Genomic DNA, 14,818 nt, shown 5'->3' with positions numbered 1-14,818 from the left:
CTATGGGATATTTGAGCTGGATATGAACACGAGACTGCCCATTGAAGTGGCCGCGTAAAAGTTGGCGGTTATCGCAGCTACCCGGTCACTACCCCCAGACGGTTGATAAATGGGTAATGGGTTGTCTGGCCGTGGGGCTTTGTTGCGGTTCGCATGGTTTCTGCGAGGCACAAAACAACGGTCGCCGTAGTCGTCGAACACCTCCCCCGCTTTGACTTCGCCCAGCAGCTCAAGCGCTGCTATGGATCGCTCCCGGAAGGTTTCAAAATCCACGTCATTGGGTACCTGCATTGGAATGACCAATATCACTTTTCCGTCACGGATGGCGCCCCAGTGCATCCCCAAGCTTTTGGCGTTCTCAATATCCATCCCTACTCCTTAGCCTTGCGGGCAATCTCGATCAGCTCCCCTTGCAGTGCCTTGTTGTCGTCGCGGGCCTCTTTGAGTTCGGTTTTCAAGCCTTTGATTTGTTCGTCCCGGTCATCCACGCGAGCCATCAGAGCCGCGTTTTCGGTGGTCAGTTTGGTGTTTTGGCCGCGCTCCTGTTCCAACTCAGTTTTAGCCTGGTTAACTTCCTGTTCTTTGGCGGCCAGTGCTTTTTCAAGTTCTGCGATTTGGTTTTCCAGGCGGGTGATCTCGGCCAGTGCTTCGTCACGCTCGCCGGTTGCTGTCTCGATGGCGGCGTCTGCTTCTTGCCGAACAGTATCAATGGTGGCAGAGGCCAGCTTACTGGCGGCAGTCCACACCTGCCCTACTGAGCTTTCAATCGCCTTTTTCAGATCAGCGGGCATTTCCAATGCGGCGACTACTTCCGCTTTGCGAGACTCCCGCCATTCACGCATGACCGGCGATATGTGGGACAGCGACCCGCTGCCCATGCGCTCGCGCACCTGGTCATTGGTTGGACTCTCGATGCCTTCAGCAGCTAAGGCGTTGGCGGCGGCGATGATCTTCTCTTTGATTTCTGGCTTAACCTTCATTTTGGCGGCTCCGTGTATGTATTGTATGTACGTATCATACATACAATACATACAGAGTGCAAATAAAATGATTGGAAAAGGTACCTTTTCTATACGTTGAATATTATACGGGTTTATATACGCGATGAAATGCAATTTCGCATGCGAAATTGTGGTGTGTGGTGTTGTATAAAAAACGGTGGTTTTCTGGTGGTTGGGCTGCTCGGTCGCGTCGGTCGTGGCAACCGGCCAGCCGGAGCATGAACCAGGGCAAGGGGTTTACAGCGTAGCGTCCCTTGCGCTGGGGCAGGATTCGGTTAGGTTCGCCACATTAGACCGGCGTGGCTGAGTGAGCGGTTCAACCAGGGGCTGCTTGGGAGTGAGTGAAGAGAGTTAGAATTAAGGCATCTAATTGGTACTGTTTCTGTACTTATTTGATGCCTTTTTGGTACCGTTTTGGTGCTATTTTACTCCTAATATATTCCTAATGGCGTTATCTAGTTCTTCGCCCTGGGGAAGGTTTGGCCCAGAAATAAACCGATTAGAAAACTCATCAAGGGTAAAACGCAACTTTCTTACTTCTTGTAGTTCACGTTGTTGGCCGTGAGGTACTTCTTCGCCAAGCTCGTATGTATATACAGTTATTGTTTCATGTGTTGGGCTATCAACCAGTGGAATGTCGGCCCCTACTACATCTTCAAATTTTTTGTAGACGATGTCTGGCAGCACAAAATAAAGACCTTTTTTAACCAGGTTGGAGCGGGAATATACAACGCCTTTTCGTATTAACTGAGGGATAAGCCGTTTGTGTACGTTTGCCCAGTTCAGTCCATGTTGTGATGTCGGTAAAGAGGCTCTGCTTACACCTGGTGTTAAGTTTTTATATGCGTGCCAGGCATCTCGATAGTTGCCTGTAATATCAATACTTTGTATTTCTATGCCTGTATATTCTTTTAGTTCTGCGCCTGAAATGTGGGCTAATACCCAGTCCATTGATAAAGAGCGGCCTACTTGAACTTCTTTACCTGAGTTCTTTCCAAGAGCAACTATACAGTCATCGTATAGAGCACGTTTTTCAATGAACTGATCATAGGTAAGGAAAGGGATATCGCCAAAAGCATCTTGGCTGACCTTTGCCAAGGTTTCATATTTGTTAGCGTATAGCCTGTTTGGGCAAATGATTATGTCGCCGTAAGGTGAGGTGACGCTGCATGTTCCATAGATGATGGTGTGATCGTGGTTGATCTTGACGCACCCTTTATTCACAAATGGGCATCCGCCCATTTGCCAGAGTGTTCTTGCTTCTTTGGTTAGGTCGTCAGGGCTATAGCCAAATACTTCAACCAAATCTTTTTTGTTTTTGCTCATTACTGTATCCAATCATATTTATTATTGCCTCTCCGAGCGCCTTAGCCATAAGTGGTGGGACGGCATTTCCAACCTGTTCATACTGCTGAGTCACGCTGCCATGAAAAACGTATTTGTCTGGGAAGGATTGTATTCTGGCGGCCTCTCTAACAGAAATCACTCTGTCTTGGGTAGGATGGAAAAAGCTTCCCCAGTGAGGATCACACTTGGTTAGGATTGTGGAGCATAACCCTTCAGGGTGGAGCCTTCCGTATCGTTTGGTGTGATCGCTGCGTCTTGCTCTTTTGAGGCCGGCCGGGAGTAAGTCGAAAGGTATATCTCGCCAGCTCCCCCCTTGAGGGATATGTTTCAGGCGTTCCAGGTTTACTTTTCCTAGCCTAGAGCAAACGTGGTTTTCAATTTGTTTGGAGCCTTTGCGTAAGGACTTTTGATAGCTGCTCTGTGGTTTGGTTGGGTATTTAAAGGAGCCTTCTGTATTTCCTGGTTCTATTTCTGGAAGATCGGAAATGGCATCCCAAACGCTGGTATGGGGTTTTAGTGTTTGGGCCAAAAGGGGTGGAACATTGATGCAAAGCTCTTTAGCCCCAGTGAAGTTGGCGACCGCTGAGGCATTATATAGCGGCTGTGGGAATTCTATTTCTCTCCCCTTCCCTTTCACAGCTAAAAACACAGTCCTGAATCTCATTTGCGGTACGCCGTAATGACCAGCAAAAAGTATTCTATGGGCTACGCTATATCCCATTCCTTCAAGCTCTTTGTATATCTGTTCAACCACGGTGCCTTTCCCTAGGGAAACAATACCTGTCACGTTTTCAATCAATATTGCTTTGGGTTTCAATATCTGCGCTACACGCAGGTAGTCTTTAAATAAGTGGTTTCGCGCATCATCGAGAGTTCTTATAGGGGCGTTTATAGAGAAGCCCTGGCAAGGGGGGCCTCCGGCAAGTAGGTCTAGCTCCCCTACTTTTAGCCCGAGTGTTTTTTTTAGGTTGCGCTCACAGACTGAGCGTATGTCATCTACCACCACTTCAGTGTGAGGGTGGTTCTTTTTGTAGGTGTCGGCATAAACGGGTTCAATTTCATTGGCAAGGATCGGCGTAAATCCTGCCATTTCCAAGCCGCAGGATAAGCCTCCTGCCCCAGAAAACAAGTCAAGCGCAATCATTCCGGCATCATTTTGGTACCGATTTGGTGCTGTATTGGTGCTCATTTGGTTCCTTCCTGCATTTCCTCAGCAAGTTTTAATATTGCCCAACGAATAACATTCAGCTTGGTACGTCCAGTCTTCGTGGCTACTTCTTCGAGCTTGGAATATTCATACTCGTTGAAGGGGACCCTTATAGCTTTGAATTCTCTTTTAGCGTTGGGATCGAGAGCTGGCTTTTCTTCTTGTTTTGGCGTGATGCTGCCACCGTCCGCGCCAGATGCAAACGCTTCAATTTCTTCTGGGGTTGGTTGTTTTTTTGCTGTGGCAGGTTCTCTGCGTTTAACCATTAAAAAATCTCCTTCATTAGAGACTGGATTTCCTCAGTGGCTTTTGGGTTGTTCATTTCTATCACGCCCATGCCTTCGCTCATGGCGTCTCGGTATACCTTCCTGTCTCGTATGATGGTTTCTAGTAATCGAATTTCGGGGTAATCCTGTAGGTATTCGCGGGCTTCGTCCGCTTCATGTACAACAGGGTTAGTAGGGGCCATTGTTAGCAACCCGTATACAGTTAGCTCTGGGTTGAGGTCTTTAGCTTGTGTGATGATTTCCTGAAGATTCGGCAGGGTATCAAGGTCAGGCTGAGACGGGCGGAACGGTACCAGTAAAACATGAGCAGCGGTCATGCCTGTGCGTAGCTCTCTGCTATCTCGACCTGCTGCATCGACAATCACACATTCATAGCGCTTATCTAAGTCTTGAAGTGTTTCCCGGATGTTTTCGTATTTCTGGACACAATGGACAACTGGCAGGGCTTCATTGCCTGACCTATCCATCGCCCAATTAGCTGATGTGCATTGGCGGTCAGCGTCAACTAAGACGACATCCCTGCCACTTTTTGCTAGTTCTGCACAAATATTTACGGCGGTGGTTGATTTACCACAGCCGCCTTTCTGACTGCCTATAAGTACGATCATTGGTGCCGCTCCTGTACTGGTTTGGTGCTGTTTATGTGTCGAATTGGTACCAGTTTTATACCTTATTGGTACCAACGAGGCAAGCACTAAATCGGCACCGTTTTGGTACCAAAAACTACATGCGCAAGATCGATGAGTCATGCTTGTTGCGTTGCATGTGCATAATAGTGTATTTTTGTGCTAGTTTGGTAGTGTTGTTTGAATTCGTTTGAAGGTGGGCAGATCGTGGAAATTAGGTTGCTTAGACAGCTATTTCAAGAAGGGATGTTGTTATCAGCAACCATCGTACCTGCCCCTATGGAGCCTGATAGGTGGCTATTGGTTTTTGATAAATCTAGCGGTGGACAAGAGCGGATCACAAAAGCCAGGTCGGATATTGATAAGGTCTACAAGCGAATTAATGGCGCAATTGCTGATGCTGAAGAGATCGGCTTTCAAGAGGTGAAAATCAGACTGAAATAAGAACAGATACGAAAAACCCGGCACTGGGCCGGGTTCATAAATTCGGTTGAACACTGGACGATTTGGCGATCTGGACAGTATTCAGCTTTTGCTTAACGGCTATGGGAAGCCATCGCGTTTATTTAATATACGTGAGATTCCAGCAGGTCGCAAGATTTCTGCGGCCTGAAGAAAGTCATCAAATAGGGTTGACTTGATAAATGGCTTCCTTTGGCGCTAACGGGGATAAAAAACGCCAATGGGATCAAACGAGTGGAATCAGTACCGATAGAGCAGGCGACACAAGCCACAGATCGGTACTACCAGCCAGGTACTGCGCTAAGCCGGTTACTATCGGAAGCGCCGTATTTGCCTCGCTGTAGCGATAACAAAACTGCCGCCCTGGTTAGGCCGCGTGAGTACGCTATTCGCTATCCGTATATGCAGGTCAACCGCCCGGATATGGTGAGCTGGCTTGTTTTTGATCTCGACCATTCCAATTCCCTGATTTGGGAAGATGAGCTTTTCCCAGCTCCCAACTTTGTGGTGAGCAACCGTAAAAACGGTCATTCCCACCTGTTCTATGCCATTGTGCCGGTCTGCACATCCGAGAATGCCCGCTCCAAGCCTATCCAGTACATGAAGGCCGTTTATGAGGCAATGGCGGCGCGTTTGAACGCTGACCCGGCCTATAGTGGGCCTGTTGCTAAAACACCTGGTCATCCCTGGTGGTCAACCTGGGAGATTCACGGCACTGAATACGAATTAGGCGAGCTGGCCGATTATGTTGATCTGGCGATCACGCCGCCTTGGAGTACCGGCCCCGACCTCGATGCAGTATCACACTCACGCCATTGTCTGCTTTTTGAAGAGCTGCGCTTTTACGCCTATTCCGTTGTAAATCGTGAGAAAGAGCAGGGGACGTTCCAGTCCTTTATGCGATTACTGGAAGCCTACGCCTACAACAAGAACAATTACCGACAGCGTGGCTTTTCTATGAACCTGACAGCGGCACAGGTAAAAGCCACGGTTAAATCTGTGGCTCGTTGGACATGGGATCGGTATACCGGCAACAGTCAATGTCATCGAGGTGTGATGAACCTCGATAAAAACTTACCGCTCAAGGAGCGTCAGCGGCTGGCCGCTGAGCGAACTCACCAGGCGCGCCAGAAAGCTACGGAATCCAAGATAAGGGCTGCTTGCCACTCGTTGCAGGAAAAGGGCGTCAAGCTCACTCAGGTGGCCGTAGCGAGCGCTACAGGCTTCACCCGCCAAACTGTCGCCCAATACCAACACATTCTGGGCGAAGCCAATACCCCAACACCTTCCAACGTTATCCCTTTGGAGTCGATTTCCGGGCAACCAAGTGGTGTTAATTATGCTGTGCATCAGATACCAGCCCCCCGCAGGGGTAGCGGTGTTGATTTAAAAAAAGGGCTGTTGGGTTTGTTGTTTGATGGTGATCCTAATGATTCTAGTCGTATGGATGTAGGAGTGTTGTTTAGCTCTACCTCTGATCCTCCTGATTAAAAAATAAATATAAATAATTTGTTATTTATTGTTGCCGCACGGACGTTGTGGTCAGAGTGGGTGTTAGGTGTGGGCGACAGTGTGGTCAAAGAGTGAATAGCGTTTTTTGCTATTCATCCTTTGACCACACGTCCCGAAGGGATCGTCCATGCCTAATGCACACGCCTCGAAGAGCTGTCCACAACATGGGGTTAGCAGGGTGCTCGTTTATGCTAACGCCCTTCGCGCTGCTTCGGTTGTTTCAGCGTTTCGTCGCTGAACCTCGACAAACAGCCGTGTTTGATCCTCGGGAGCATGAGCAGCGGCTATGCCTTGTCATGCCCTCGGTCGTAGGCTGTCTTGATCTCCAAATGAATCAAGGGGCCGAGTCCTCGATAAAGCAGTGCTTTATCTGCGGGCCGCACCAACCCCTTGACACATTTTCCGATCAGAAAAAACTTGCTCTCTCGTGGTGTATGCTATAGCCTTAAATTCGTGCATAGGTGCGGAGCGAGAAAGCGGAACATTGTAGCGGCTCCTAATATGAAGGTCTGCTTAGTCGCAGACCTTGGCCTTATTTAACGGCTGGACGCCGTTAAATAAGGCTCTTCGCTCCCGGTGGTCGCTGCGCACTGCATTACGCTGGACGCTTCATTACGTTTGCAAGGGCGCGTCTGGCTACGCCCGACAACCCGCTTTGCGGGCTTCAGGAATCCATGTGCCACTTCGTTTGCAACATGGCTACCTTCGGCCCTTCCATTGCGGCTTACCGGCCCTTTCCCATACTGTCGTCTGGGCAGGGAACCCGACCGGTAAGCCTTCATTACGGGGCGCTCCTGAACGTCGCCCGCAAAGCGGGTTGTCGGGCCTATCGTTCGCAAGCTCACTGCCCGACGCGCCGGGGCAAGCCCCCCACGCAACAACCGGACACTGGGGTGTCCTAAATCGGCTGGGGCCGATTTTTGTTACGCGGCTCCCCCCAGCCTTGCGGCGATCACGTGGGCGTGATGCGCCTCCAGGGGGTACGCGCTAATCGCGCATTACCCCCACCGAACAAGTTCGGCGGCTCCCCCATTGGTGCCAGCCCATAGCTAAGAGGTTGTAAGAAATTGACGGGTGATTTTGTAAGAGATTTCGCACCTGCACTAACTTGGTTGGTGCAGTTCTACAAAGCCGGTGGTTTTGCCATTGGTTTGATAGCGGGCTTTTTTTGCTTCGTTGCGATTGCTCGTAATCTGGAAAAAGAGGAAAGCTGGGAGCTGTACTTAGTTCCTTTTGGCCTGGGTGTGTTGGTTGGCCCGGTTGTCCATTTTGGTGTCCCTTGGTTGGTTCGTGACCATATCGGGCCAGTGTCCATTGCTTGGTATTTTTTGCTGATTTGGTTAGTTGGTGGTGTCGTTGGTGCTGTTTTAGGGTTCCGTTACTTCCGTCATTGGGAACCGAAAATAGCCAAGTGGCGTGAGAAAGTGACTCGGAGAACGGAAGTTGAACGCGACCGAAAAACGGACGTTAGAACTGTCCGTGAACAGCTACCGGCTACGCCGGAGCTGTACGACATTATGGCGCATTATGAACCTGGGTTTATCACCGTTGGGTTAGACAAGAATGATGAGCCAGTGCGGGTGTCTTTCGATGTGTGGCGATCAAATCATATTCAATTGGCTGGTACGACCGGAGCCGGTAAGGGTGTTGAGGCGCAAATGGCGCTTAGTCAATCAGTATCAGAAGGGGAGGCGGTTTTCGTATTTGATCCCAAAAACGATGAATGGCTGCCTCATGTGCTGTACCAGGTCGCTAAAAATGAAGGCGTTCCTTTCCATTTTATCGATCTTAGAGACGGTCAAGGGCCGCAGATTAACCCCCTGGTAGGGGTTAATCGCGCCGACCTTAAAGAGCTTTTGATAGCTGCCTTTGCATTGTCGAGCAAGGGTACCGAGGCTGATCATTATCGCTTAGGCGACCGCCGCTTTGCGTCGGCAGTCGCTGAGCTTCTGGCCGCTCAAGAAGCGCCCAGCTTCCGGGCTTCGATGGCCGATATTATGACTCTTCCGGGTGCAGATAAAGCCGCTAACTTTGTAGGGAAGTTTGAGGAAATGGCCGGGTTGGACAGTATCAACGCCAGCGGTAGCGGCGTTGATTTTTCGGAAGTGATCGAAAAGGGCGGGGTGGTCTACCTGGTTGGCTCGATGCGTCACGAAATGGTGCAGCAGGCTATGCGGTTGCTTATGGTGCGTCTGGTGCAAATCTGCGAACAGCGCGACCGATTGAAGGCGCAGCGTTCCGTCTGCGCCTTCTTGGATGAATTGAAATATCACCTTAGCAAGCCTGCTATGGAGATATTCGGCGCGGCTCGCGACAAAGGGCTTCATGCCCTTGTCGCTCACCAGTCGTTGGCTGATTTGCGAGACGTGCCTAACGACCTCGACGCTGATGCGGTTGTGGGTTCGGTCATTGAGAACACCGGTCTCAAATTGATCTACAAGCTGCAAGACCCGGATACCGCCGAATGGTTAGCCCGTCGATCAGGTATCAAGTTGGTGGATGAAGAGCTGAGAAAGGTAGGCCGGAACGTGGCTCAATCGGAAATCATTGATGATGAGCGCACCTTGCGTCAGGGGGAAACCTACCTGGTAGACACCAATATGCTGCAAAACCTACCTAAGCAAGTCGCCGTGTTTTTCAGTGAGGAATTGCCGCAATTTGTGGGTACCAGTCCGGTACCCACCGAGAAATGTGCCGAGGCTATCACCCCGGCAGTGGTCAGCTCACCGGCTACGCCGGTGCCTGTCATCGAGGAAGAGCCGGAGGCCTCCGAGCCAGCCAGTGAACCTGAGCCGACAGAGCAGGGCGACGATCTGGCCGAGCAGCTAAATGCTGCGGCCCAGTCGTCGGATGCTGAATTAATGCAGTCTTTAAAAGGTAATAAGGATACACCGCCTAAACCTAAATCGGCCAGCAATCCGTTTGATTTGGAATTTGACGATGAGTGAGCAGTTAATGAAAGACCCAGCCCAGCGCAAAGCGCGGGCTGCGGAAAAGGAAGAGTGGGTATTGGAGTTCCTGCGGGATGAAATCTACAGCACTACTGCCATTTTAGCGGTTGAAATGGGGGTAGGGGAGAGGGCCGCCCGAACTGTGCTTAACCGAATGGAGAAAAAGGGCTTATTGGTTCGGGATGAGGTCAAGTTTATGGGAATGCGGGCGCTTCCCCTTTGGGGAATCACCAGTACAGGGGTATTGGAGGGTTTAACCCCGGAAGAAGTGAGCAAAATTAATTTGCGTTATCACTCACCTGGTCGTGTAAAGCCTTCCACGATTGAGCATACCTTGGATGTGCAGCGTTGTCGGCAACATTGCACGATTGATCTTGATTATGAGGACTGGGTGTCAGAGCGGTATTTTCCCGGTCAGAACGAGAAAAAGAACCACCCAAGCCGGTGGTCTAAGTACCCTGATGGCATTGCAAAACGACCCACTAAAGACGGTCAGTTTGTACCAGTGGCGTTAGAGGTTGAGCGTACCCGTAAGACGCCACAGCGCTATGTTCAGGTTATCCGGGGGCATTTGCAAAACATCAAGCAGAAGCGTTACAGCAGAGTGATTTACTACTGCCTGACCCAAAAAGCCGCTGATAGCCTACAGGCTTTATTTTTGCGATTAATGCAGGAAAAAAAGATCAAGTTGTATTTGAGTGAGGATCAGGAGTATGGGCCGGAGCAGTGCATTAAGCTCTTTGCATTTCGATCTATAGAGGAATTCTAGTTTTGTAAAGTACGTTACAAAACAGGATAGCGCACCTCGGTTGCACAGGGGTTGAAGGTATTTAACTAACTGACAATTGAGGAACTGAAACGATGAAAAACGTATTGATTAAATTGGTATCCGTGGCTTTTTTAGGGCTGACTTTTCAGGCTTATGGGCATGATTCAAAAGTCACCGCTGAAGATATTGAGCTTGCTATAAAGCTGGGGCAGCAAAGGGAGGTTTGTTACCGAAAGCTGGATAAAGCCCCTAATGATGATTATGCCGTACTGGAATCAGAGTTATCGGCCTGTATGTCTGAAAGCGTTCGAGTGATGGATAGGCTTCAAGAGTATGCCGTAAGCTCTGGCAAGATGACTGCCGCCGAGTTTGAGCAGCTCACAGCGCAATCTAGCCAGGATGGTCAGAAAGGTGCTGAGGCTAGAGAGACGTTGCTAACAATGGCAACGGAAGGCGGTATGGCGGGGGCTTTTGGTTATTTAGATGATGATCAAGCTTCACCTGATATTAAGGTATTGCTGGCCGTGGTGGAGGTGGTTAAGCGAGTTGACCGGAGTTCGGACGATTTATCCATTGAGGTATCAAATTTAGCTCAGGCAGCGCGTGAGCTGGCCTCCGCCTACGGCGTCAGCAGTATTGATCCGGCAGTAATAGCTTTGGATGCCAGTTTAACTGAGCAACAAGAATTTAGAGTGAAACAACAAAAGGGGGTATCCAGTGAACAATAAAGGGGTTTTTGCGGCCATATTTGCGGCCATCCCATTGACTGGGCTTATTTTGTACTTTGCGTTAACTGGTCAACAACAGGTGAGAACCGATCAGCAACGGCATGAGGTTAGGCAGGAAATCGAGGCTGAAAAGTTTGACCTGGAATTCGACCAGATGAGCCGGGACATTAACGGCGAGCCTATGACGCCTGAAGAGATTGCCAAGCGCAAAGAGAAAATCGCCAAGCTGAAAGAAAAGGCCGACCAGTGGGATAAGCGTTTTGATGCTGAATTTCAGCAGATGGACGAGGAAATGGCCGATTTAAAAAAGGCCATTGAGGAGGGAAAGCAGTGAGATATTGGCTACTGGCTTTCACTGTCCTGATGAGTGGCTGCGCCACTCATCAGGACAGTATGCAGGGCCTGAAATCCTTTCAGGCCGTAAGCGGCAAGGTTGAGGTGAATTACACCGATAAAGAAACCTTGTCTTTATTGGTTGATGGTCATCAAGTGGCAGTCATTCTCCCAGTTGGCCGTGGGGCCAACTGGACGGATATAAGCCGCTGGGAAGGCCCTTACCAGGGCGCTTACCTATCAGTGCAGTGTGATAAGGCACACTGGCGTACTGGTGAGCGGCAATGCCAGGTGCAGCAAGTAATTCAATGTTCCTGGGATACTTCGCGCAATCAATGTGCTTTCCATACGCCAAAAGAAACTATCAACACGTTGACGGTCAGCGCACCGTCAACGGTGTTTAGCCGTGGTAAGCCTTCCAGGCTTACCGGCTCTATTGAGTCTGACCAGGTGATTTTGAGCTTTGATGGTAAGCCAACAGTGACGATTCCAGCGCTTACGATTCTGGAACAGAACAGCAATACCCGCTTATACCGGGGGATGTTTGGCGACGGCAAGGCAGAGGTTTACTGCAAGATTCACCAGTCTGGGTATGACAACTACCAGGTGCCAACCTTTGTGTGTGCCGCTCATAAAGATGTGAGCGGCAGCAGTGGCCGAGGGTTCGAGCTGGCTAAGATCGGGGAGGCTGTTATTCCCTGGAATAGTGACGCCTATACCGCGTTGCGTTATCAGGTTGACCGTTTCTATGCAGTGAGTAACTGGCCGCGCCTGAATCCCAGTAAGCCAAACGAGGTGCCTAAACCAAGCGCCAAAAAATCTGACTATGCAATGCTGTTAGAGAAGGAGTGGGCCGCATGGAAAAACTAACAAACAAACTTATTTACTTGGTGTTGGCTTGCTTTTCGTTGAATCTTTACGCGGCAGAGCCGCAGGTTTCCACGGATACGGGCCGGAATAAAACGACTGAAGATAGTGAGCAAATCAGCCGGGAAAAGGCCATTGATTTGCAGCGTAGCGCTACTGATCGGACAGCCGATGCTTTGGACAGAATGCGGGCGCGTACTTTCAGCACCGACCTATTAAAACAGTACTCTTCGAGAGCTGATACCCAAGCCGCCGTTTTATTTGAGCCGCTGGTTTCTGCCATCGAGCGCGGCGAGGTTGATATGGGGGAAAATCCGGTGGCTGATTTATTCCGCCGTTGCGGTTTATATAGCTATCCCCACCCTTCACCCAGTGCATTGTTTGCAGGCCCTAAAGAGGAAATCAATGCCTATGGCAATCGTTGGTTAACTCCGCCCCAGGGAACGCCTACGCATGTGGCTGTCACTGGTAAAGCGTTATATCAGTATCACCCACAGATGGAGAAAAAGCCCCAACGCTTTGCAACTGCCGCAGAGTCATTGCGTTGTTATATGGGCTACAGCTATGTACTGTCTGAAACCATTAAAGAAATGGCCGGGCAGTCCATTGGTAGCCAGCAGCACAAAGGCAAAGATAGCCAGACCTATTTTATGGCTGATTCCTTGGCGCAAATCGCCGCGCTTGGCTTGGTCTCAGTGATAGCCGATCCAGGGGCAATGAAAGCCATCAACCAGCTTACCGAGCAGGCTTTAGCCGGTGGTTGTATGTTGCCTACACTGGCCGCGCTGAATTCCGGTAACTTCACCTGGTCATGTGGTGGTATTGATGTTGATCCGGGCAAAGGTTTAGCGAAGCGTAGCGGGACGCCATATTTTGGTGAAAACACCTTTATGGGTGTGTCTGCCGTGTTTGCCCAGGTAGATGCTTTTGCCATGACCAAAGGTTTGAGTGACAGTGATATAGAGCGTCATTCAGAGCTTAAAGAGATTGCACAGGCACGTAGTACCCGTTTGAGTAAGAAACGTGGTCAAAGTAGTGCGGTGTCGTCTGGTGATACGGTTGGGGCGGGAGCAGGCGTTAGCCAGTAAATTAAGCCCCCAACCCTTCGACGCCGAAGGGGATGGGGGTTCAGACAATACTTGCCAACATGATGTGGCTTATACTGTTTGTACAGTCCCAGCAGTTAAGCCGCCTCTGTACATATAGGAGCATAGCTAATGACAGTGATTCGATTCAAGGGGAAAAAGGCCGAAAGTTCGGATTTGGTCGAGTTCGTTAAGCGCTTGCCTACGGTCAAAAATCTTAAAGTGTATGGCCCTGGTGAAGCTGAGGAACTGTCACCCGCTACCAGGCGATTGCTGATGCGTGAAAAAAACACCACTAATTAGCTATTTTTCAGTTTTTTATGGAGTTTGGAGAAAGCTTTTTTTCCATCAACCACGCGCCCCGCTTTGAGGTCATCAAGCCCTTGTTTTATCGCTTTTTTTAAGTAACGTTCTTTTTCTGCTTCATCGTTTTTTTTGGGTTGATTGTTCATTTTTTATTCCTGTAATTTCGCATGCGAAATTGAGAATTTCACTATCTATTTAGATACACCATAGCTGCATATTTCTATATGGAGCAAGCTAACGCGCTTCGCTTGTTGGCCACTTATTAAAATAAACGAACCTGCTACGCAGAACCCTTTATCTTAATAAGCGGCTTCGATTATGACCGTCACAGCTTTTGCGATCGATGAGTCACAATTCTGGCTACCCTTATATTTTTCGTTTTATTTTATGCTTGTTCTCAAAATCATTGGTGAAATCATCAAGCGGGCGTCCTTCCTCGGTTAAGGCTTTTTGGATATTCAAAACGCTATCCTCATAGTCTGTTAGTGCTTTATTCAGTGTTGCCCTGGTAACGCTGAAATGCTTGGCAACCTCTGTTTTTGAAATCATAGGATCATTAAGCATTGCTCTCGCCTTCTTAACCTGGTCTTTTGATAATGCCCTCGGCCTTCCCCCTTTGCGTCCTCTTGCTCTGGCCGCTGCTAGACCCGCCTTGGTGCGCTCCTGGATTAGTGATCGTTCAAACTCTGATAGTGCCGCGAAGATATGAAATACTAGCTTGCCTCCGGCGTTGGTGGTGTCGATGGCTTCTGTCAGTGATCGAAAGCCTATCTCTTTCCCTTCTAATTCGGTAACGATTTCCACCAGGTCTTTAAGGCTGCGTCCCAGTCGATCCAGACGCCACACAACCAAGGTATCCCCTGCCCTCATCGCATCCAGACACTTTTCGAGTTCAGGGCGTTTCCTTGACTTTCCAGAGCCTGACTCTTGGTATATCCGCTCACAGTTTGCCGCTTTCAGGGCATCCAGTTGGAGCGCTGTATCTTGTTCGGTCGTTGATACTCTGGCGTATCCGATAATCATTAGCTTACCTCAGTCATCGTGCCACATATTAAGTGGGTGCCAGCGGTGTGACGGGTTGGTAATATCGTCCATACTGTCAGGCGTAGGTCTGCCCTTTCCTTTGCCATTGGTTGCTGATTTGACCAGGCCCATGAGTATGGCCGCAAAACCAAAGCCGATCAGCAGGCAGATAAGAATAAACCCGGTCATAGATACCCCCCGGTGTGGTACACCTCAGACGGGGTAGTGACCGGGTAGCTGCGATAACCGCCAACTTTTTTTGCAGGTGATTTTTCTACGGGAAATTACGGTTTGAGGTTGGTTTGTGATGGCGA

At 49.5% G+C, this 14,818-nt stretch carries 19 protein-coding genes; 9 read left to right on the top strand and 10 right to left on the bottom strand.

Translation table 11 applies throughout. The annotated features are described in order from the left end of the window. From F566_RS31605 to F566_RS0101790, 6 genes are all read right to left on the bottom strand, one after another. A complete protein-coding gene (locus F566_RS31605; protein WP_020405272.1) occupies window positions 1-369 on the bottom strand; it encodes a hypothetical protein in 369 nt (122 codons plus the stop codon). A gap of 2 nt (window positions 370-371) precedes the next feature. Beyond that, complete coding sequence (locus tag F566_RS0101810) at window positions 372-980, bottom strand: DNA-binding protein (protein WP_020405271.1); 609 nt, start codon at window positions 978-980, stop codon at window positions 372-374. Window positions 981-1,421: 441 nt separating this feature from the next. Then, window positions 1,422-2,327, bottom strand: coding sequence for a NotI family restriction endonuclease (locus tag F566_RS0101805; protein ID WP_020405270.1), 906 nt, complete (start codon window positions 2,325-2,327; stop codon window positions 1,422-1,424). Further along, window positions 2,299-3,537, bottom strand: a complete 1,239-nt coding sequence (locus F566_RS0101800; RefSeq protein ID WP_020405269.1) for a DNA cytosine methyltransferase — start codon at window positions 3,535-3,537, stop codon at window positions 2,299-2,301. The genes F566_RS0101805 and F566_RS0101800 overlap by 29 nt, the downstream gene beginning before the upstream one ends. Beyond that, a complete protein-coding gene (locus F566_RS0101795) occupies window positions 3,534-3,821 on the bottom strand; it encodes a hypothetical protein (protein WP_020405268.1) in 288 nt (95 codons plus the stop codon). Before F566_RS0101795 ends, F566_RS0101800 begins: the two co-directional genes overlap by 4 nt. Next, entirely contained in the window at window positions 3,821-4,450 is a 630-nt protein-coding gene (locus tag F566_RS0101790; protein ID WP_020405267.1) for an AAA family ATPase, read from the bottom strand. The genes F566_RS0101795 and F566_RS0101790 overlap by 1 nt, the downstream gene beginning before the upstream one ends. Before the next feature lie 225 nt (window positions 4,451-4,675). On the opposite strand from F566_RS0101790, the gene F566_RS0101785 reads away from it, so the two are divergent. Then, window positions 4,676-4,912 (top strand): hypothetical protein, encoded by a 237-nt coding sequence (locus tag F566_RS0101785; protein ID WP_020405266.1) that lies wholly within the window; start codon window positions 4,676-4,678, stop codon window positions 4,910-4,912. A 252-nt stretch (window positions 4,913-5,164) separates the two neighbouring features. Continuing rightward, on the top strand, window positions 5,165-6,421 hold the full coding sequence (locus F566_RS31600) for a replication initiation protein (RefSeq protein WP_051085241.1): 1,257 nt from the start codon (window positions 5,165-5,167) through the stop codon (window positions 6,419-6,421). Between the two features lie 557 nt (window positions 6,422-6,978). On the opposite strand, the gene F566_RS36690 is transcribed toward F566_RS31600, so the two are convergent. Further along, complete coding sequence (locus F566_RS36690) at window positions 6,979-7,281, bottom strand: hypothetical protein (RefSeq protein WP_157496562.1); 303 nt, start codon at window positions 7,279-7,281, stop codon at window positions 6,979-6,981. Window positions 7,282-7,509: 228 nt separating this feature from the next. Between F566_RS36690 and F566_RS31595 the strand changes: the two genes are divergently transcribed. From F566_RS31595 to F566_RS36685, 7 genes are all read left to right on the top strand, one after another. Next, window positions 7,510-9,390 carry a type IV secretory system conjugative DNA transfer family protein gene (locus tag F566_RS31595; RefSeq protein ID WP_020405263.1) on the top strand — a complete coding sequence of 627 codons (1,881 nt, stop codon included), beginning with the start codon at window positions 7,510-7,512 and terminating at the stop codon, window positions 9,388-9,390. After that, window positions 9,383-10,162 carry a hypothetical protein gene (locus tag F566_RS0101765; RefSeq protein WP_020405262.1) on the top strand — a complete coding sequence of 260 codons (780 nt, stop codon included), beginning with the start codon at window positions 9,383-9,385 and terminating at the stop codon, window positions 10,160-10,162. Before F566_RS31595 ends, F566_RS0101765 begins: the two co-directional genes overlap by 8 nt. Before the next feature lie 92 nt (window positions 10,163-10,254). Next, window positions 10,255-10,890, top strand: a complete 636-nt coding sequence (locus F566_RS0101760; protein ID WP_020405261.1) for a hypothetical protein — start codon at window positions 10,255-10,257, stop codon at window positions 10,888-10,890. Beyond that, window positions 10,880-11,224 carry a hypothetical protein gene (locus F566_RS0101755; RefSeq protein ID WP_020405260.1) on the top strand — a complete coding sequence of 115 codons (345 nt, stop codon included), beginning with the start codon at window positions 10,880-10,882 and terminating at the stop codon, window positions 11,222-11,224. The genes F566_RS0101760 and F566_RS0101755 overlap by 11 nt, the downstream gene beginning before the upstream one ends. Further along, complete coding sequence (locus F566_RS0101750; protein ID WP_020405259.1) at window positions 11,221-12,093, top strand: hypothetical protein; 873 nt, start codon at window positions 11,221-11,223, stop codon at window positions 12,091-12,093. Before F566_RS0101755 ends, F566_RS0101750 begins: the two co-directional genes overlap by 4 nt. Further along, on the top strand, window positions 12,081-13,178 hold the full coding sequence (locus F566_RS0101745) for a hypothetical protein (protein WP_020405258.1): 1,098 nt from the start codon (window positions 12,081-12,083) through the stop codon (window positions 13,176-13,178). Before F566_RS0101750 ends, F566_RS0101745 begins: the two co-directional genes overlap by 13 nt. A gap of 129 nt (window positions 13,179-13,307) precedes the next feature. Beyond that, the gene (locus F566_RS36685; RefSeq protein WP_020405257.1) at window positions 13,308-13,478 is read left to right on the top strand and encodes a hypothetical protein; all 171 of its coding nucleotides are present in this window, start codon (window positions 13,308-13,310) and stop codon (window positions 13,476-13,478) included. Here F566_RS36685 and F566_RS36680 read toward each other — a convergent pair. From F566_RS36680 to F566_RS0101725, 3 genes are all read right to left on the bottom strand, one after another. Further along, window positions 13,475-13,627: a hypothetical protein gene (locus F566_RS36680; RefSeq protein ID WP_020405256.1), complete on the bottom strand. Its 153-nt coding sequence runs from the start codon at window positions 13,625-13,627 to the stop codon at window positions 13,475-13,477. The genes F566_RS36685 and F566_RS36680 overlap by 4 nt on opposite strands. Before the next feature lie 220 nt (window positions 13,628-13,847). Further along, on the bottom strand, window positions 13,848-14,504 hold the full coding sequence (locus tag F566_RS0101730) for a recombinase family protein (protein ID WP_020405255.1): 657 nt from the start codon (window positions 14,502-14,504) through the stop codon (window positions 13,848-13,850). 9 nt (window positions 14,505-14,513) lie between these two features. Further along, window positions 14,514-14,693, bottom strand: coding sequence for a hypothetical protein (locus tag F566_RS0101725; RefSeq protein ID WP_020405254.1), 180 nt, complete (start codon window positions 14,691-14,693; stop codon window positions 14,514-14,516). Between the last annotated feature and the right edge of the window lie 125 nt (window positions 14,694-14,818).

The sequence above is a fragment of the Hahella ganghwensis DSM 17046 genome (assembly GCF_000376785.1).
Lineage (GTDB): Bacteria > Pseudomonadota > Gammaproteobacteria > Pseudomonadales > Oleiphilaceae > Hahella > Hahella ganghwensis.
This window is presented reverse-complemented; position numbering and strand designations above follow the sequence as displayed.

Bases quoted from the DNA above. Each gene is read 5' to 3' on its own strand.
- F566_RS31605 (WP_020405272.1), bottom strand. From the start codon at position 369: ATGGATATTGAGAACGCCAAAAGCTTGGGGATGCACTGGGGCGCCATC.
- F566_RS0101810 (WP_020405271.1), bottom strand. From the start codon at position 980: ATGAAGGTTAAGCCAGAAATCAAAGAGAAGATCATCGCCGCCGCCAAC.
- F566_RS0101805 (WP_020405270.1), bottom strand. From the start codon at position 2,327: ATGAGCAAAAACAAAAAAGATTTGGTTGAAGTATTTGGCTATAGCCCT.
- F566_RS0101800 (WP_020405269.1), bottom strand. From the start codon at position 3,537: ATGAGCACCAATACAGCACCAAATCGGTACCAAAATGATGCCGGAATG.
- F566_RS0101795 (WP_020405268.1), bottom strand. From the start codon at position 3,821: ATGGTTAAACGCAGAGAACCTGCCACAGCAAAAAAACAACCAACCCCA.
- F566_RS0101790 (WP_020405267.1), bottom strand. From the start codon at position 4,450: ATGATCGTACTTATAGGCAGTCAGAAAGGCGGCTGTGGTAAATCAACC.
- F566_RS0101765 (WP_020405262.1), top strand. From the start codon at position 9,383: ATGAGTGAGCAGTTAATGAAAGACCCAGCCCAGCGCAAAGCGCGGGCT.
- F566_RS0101760 (WP_020405261.1), top strand. From the start codon at position 10,255: ATGAAAAACGTATTGATTAAATTGGTATCCGTGGCTTTTTTAGGGCTG.
- F566_RS0101745 (WP_020405258.1), top strand. From the start codon at position 12,081: ATGGAAAAACTAACAAACAAACTTATTTACTTGGTGTTGGCTTGCTTT.
- F566_RS36685 (WP_020405257.1), top strand. From the start codon at position 13,308: ATGACAGTGATTCGATTCAAGGGGAAAAAGGCCGAAAGTTCGGATTTG.
- F566_RS36680 (WP_020405256.1), bottom strand. From the start codon at position 13,627: ATGAACAATCAACCCAAAAAAAACGATGAAGCAGAAAAAGAACGTTAC.
- F566_RS0101730 (WP_020405255.1), bottom strand. From the start codon at position 14,504: ATGATTATCGGATACGCCAGAGTATCAACGACCGAACAAGATACAGCG.
- F566_RS0101725 (WP_020405254.1), bottom strand. From the start codon at position 14,693: ATGACCGGGTTTATTCTTATCTGCCTGCTGATCGGCTTTGGTTTTGCG.